This window comes from Microbacterium sp. NPDC055455 (genome assembly GCF_053619935.1).
In genome coordinates this window covers 1-2804 of record NZ_JBSHLB010000017.1, presented here as the reverse complement: position 1 = coordinate 2804, position 2804 = coordinate 1, and the positions used below count along the sequence as shown (strand labels likewise).

Below are 2804 nucleotides of genomic sequence, written 5' to 3'. Positions count from 1 at the left end.
GGGCGGGGCCGATCGCTTTCACTTTCTCCAGACATTGACGCGCTCAGATTTCAGCGGTTTGTCGTCGGGGCCTTTGATGTAGGGGGCGATGTAGACCGGCCTGCGCTGCTTCCGTCCCGGCCCATACGGTTGCTGCCGCCAGTGCCCTCCAACGAGCCAGCGGCTGCTCCATTCGACGGCCCGGCGTTGGCCGGAGGGCTTCACCGTTTCGTGGCGTCGAAGCTCGATCAGCTGAACGTTGGTCGGCAGCATTCGTGTCAGCGCGGACCGCTCAACCCTCCGCCGTTTGGTGGGCGTGGTTTTGACGACCTCCCTGTCAGACACGCCGTCTTGCTCGGCAAGCAGCCACGTCGCGCCAAGCAAGGCGAGCATCGCGCCCGATTCTCTCGCGGCATCTTCGGACTCCAGGCCATGCTCGTCAGCCCACGGCCCGTCAACGAGTGACGACCCCTCGCGGGTTGGATCAAGCGTCATGGACGCTGCCGAGCGGATGCGGCTATTGACGGGAGTTCGTTCCGCGTACGGGGGCGGTACGTCGGTGAGGGTGTTGACGATCAGCGCACCGTCGCGCCGCACGTACCAGGTCACGCCGACCGTCCTGAGACAATGACCTTCGACCGTGACGGAGCATCCCGTTTCCCCTCCCCAGATGAGAAAGCCGGACTTGTGCGGCATCACCTCAGCCGGAGTCCACTCCGGCAGTGTTTCTGCTGCGGCCTGCGCAAGCTTGGTCATGTCTCTCGACACCCACGTCATCTCGGATCGCTCAAGCTCGCGGGCGAACGTCGGCAGGGGATCATTCTCGATGGGATTTTCGACCGATAGAAACTCGGACAACTCGATCATCTGGTCTCGCAGATGCGGCAGATCGTATGGGGTGATCTTGCCCTTGTTTCGTTTCGCCATTTTTCGCTCCTCCCTGTCCTCTCGTTTACGCTCTCCACCAGTCGATGATCCGCTGGGCATCCTCCACGGTAATGATCTCCGTTGCTTCCTCCGACTCGTTGGGCCCGTCGGGACGGCTTGCGGGATTGATCCACTCAATGCGAAGCTCGGAAGGATCGACGGCGCGCTTTCTGTCGGGCAGCGTGATTGCCCAGGGGATGATGTTGTGCCCGATGCGCCATTTGGTCGGGTCTTGAATCTGTACGTCCCGCTTCTCGGTGCCGGCCTTGACGCGCCGCGCGAGTTCGATCAGATCACGGACGGCACGTGCATGATAGGCCGCTCGACCTTCCTCGTGGTCCGCCGCGAGTCTCTGGCCGGCCCACAGGGCTACCGTGTCGTGGATGCTGGCTACGGTTTCTCGCGTGACCCGTTCTTCGCCTTCGTCCTGGATGTTCCCTTCGCGGTCGTAAGCGGTGTAGCTCCAGGACTCGATGCGTGCCCCCGCAGTGCCGTTGCTGACCTCGATCTGATAGACGAGTTGGCTGTCGTCGGCTCCGATCACGATGGCCACCTGACCCTCGATCTGCTCTCGTCGCGTGAACACTTCCTTCACGCCATACTCGGACTCCAGCTCTCGGACGTTGACGAGTTCTTTCAAGCTCGCAAGTTCACCTTCGGTCGGCGCGATCAGGCGCGGGCCTTTCAGCGCCCGTGCGTTGCGCTGAACGCTCGCCCAGAACTCGTCGGTCGTGGCCGTGCAGACGAATGCCTGCTGCCCCGGGTTGTAGGGGTAGCACTCGTCCGCGATTGCGTCGAGGTCATACTCGTCAGCGAACGCGCTGCCCCCGGATTCGATTGCCGCGACGATTTCAGCGTCCACGTCGTGGCGGGTGGTGTACTTCTGCATGGTTCCTATCCTCTCGATCCTGGTCAGAGTCAGCGGCCGTAGGCCGTGGGCTGGTAGCCACTCACGGAGTGGCCGGGGCATTCGCGGCGGGTATTCCATCCTGGCGGGCGGATGCAGCGCAGTTCATGAGCACCGTCGCGGGTGTCCCATCCGCAGCCGCAGATCGGCCCGTCGGCATTTGCGTCGTGTCGCGTCCTGCGGAGCCAGTTCAGCATTTGTCCCCTTCCGAAAAATGGCCGATAATATATCTTATGACATTAGCTCTACATGTTCCGCACATAGTCGGCTAGGGCGCTCAGTTCATCCTCCCGCATTCCAACGATGGGATCGACACCCGAAGCCACGACCACAGGGGTTGAACGAATGCCGAGCGATACGAGGAATTCGCGTGCCGTATCGTCGGTGGCCAGGTTCCGCTCCTCGAATGCGATCCCCAGTCCCTGCAAGCGACGCTTGACGGAACGGCAGGGGCCACAGCCAGGTTGGGTGAAAATGATGACGCTCATGATTCCCTCTCGGGTTGAAGGTGGAAGTTAATGCGCGTGATTGGGGAATGCGCGCCCCTCCCCGGCCAACTAGTTGTTGACCCAGTATCCGCAGTGCTGCTCATCCTCGTCCCGGAGGGCGATGGTTGCGGTGTCCATCTTCTCGCATTCGTCCATCGTGTGCCCGTCCGCGATCAGCGATGCGATTGCGGTTCCATTCGTGGAGTCCATCAGATCATTCCATGCGCGCACGATGTGCTCGGCGGGAATGTCGCGGCTGGTGGCGAGATTGCCCTGAATCTCGGACAGTTGCCAGGCCGAGAAGTCGGAGCTTCCGTTTCGCCAGAAGATCAGCGCCGAGATTCCGTCGTACAGGCAGAACGTCTTGAACTCTGCCAGCTCTGCGGAAGAAGCGAAGGTAATCATGATTCCCTTTCGGGTTGTAGGTGCCGGGGCGGTTCCTTTTCCGTTCCCCGTTAATTAAGAGTATACCGGGTATACGGTTGGGGGTCAACCCATATCGG

The 2804-nt window shown here is 61.4% G+C and carries 4 protein-coding genes; all 4 read right to left on the bottom strand.

The genetic code is table 11. The annotated features are described in order from the left end of the window. Positions 1–18 precede the first annotated feature (18 nt). On the bottom strand, positions 19–906 hold the full coding sequence (locus ACWGUG_RS18550) for a hypothetical protein (RefSeq protein ID WP_452325524.1): 888 nt from the start codon (positions 904–906) through the stop codon (positions 19–21). Between the two features lie 25 nt (positions 907–931). After that, positions 932–1795, bottom strand: coding sequence for a hypothetical protein (locus ACWGUG_RS18545; protein WP_452325523.1), 864 nt, complete (start codon positions 1793–1795; stop codon positions 932–934). Positions 1796–2058: 263 nt separating this feature from the next. Further along, the gene (locus tag ACWGUG_RS18540; RefSeq protein WP_452325522.1) at positions 2059–2301 is read right to left on the bottom strand and encodes a glutaredoxin family protein; all 243 of its coding nucleotides are present in this window, start codon (positions 2299–2301) and stop codon (positions 2059–2061) included. Between the two features lie 69 nt (positions 2302–2370). Next, entirely contained in the window at positions 2371–2706 is a 336-nt protein-coding gene (locus ACWGUG_RS18535; protein WP_452325521.1) for a hypothetical protein, read from the bottom strand. Between the last annotated feature and the right edge of the window lie 98 nt (positions 2707–2804).

Bases quoted from the DNA above. Each gene is read 5' to 3' on its own strand.
- ACWGUG_RS18550 (WP_452325524.1), bottom strand. From the start codon at position 906: ATGGCGAAACGAAACAAGGGCAAGATCACCCCATACGATCTGCCGCAT.
- ACWGUG_RS18545 (WP_452325523.1), bottom strand. From the start codon at position 1,795: ATGCAGAAGTACACCACCCGCCACGACGTGGACGCTGAAATCGTCGCG.
- ACWGUG_RS18540 (WP_452325522.1), bottom strand. From the start codon at position 2,301: ATGAGCGTCATCATTTTCACCCAACCTGGCTGTGGCCCCTGCCGTTCC.
- ACWGUG_RS18535 (WP_452325521.1), bottom strand. From the start codon at position 2,706: ATGATTACCTTCGCTTCTTCCGCAGAGCTGGCAGAGTTCAAGACGTTC.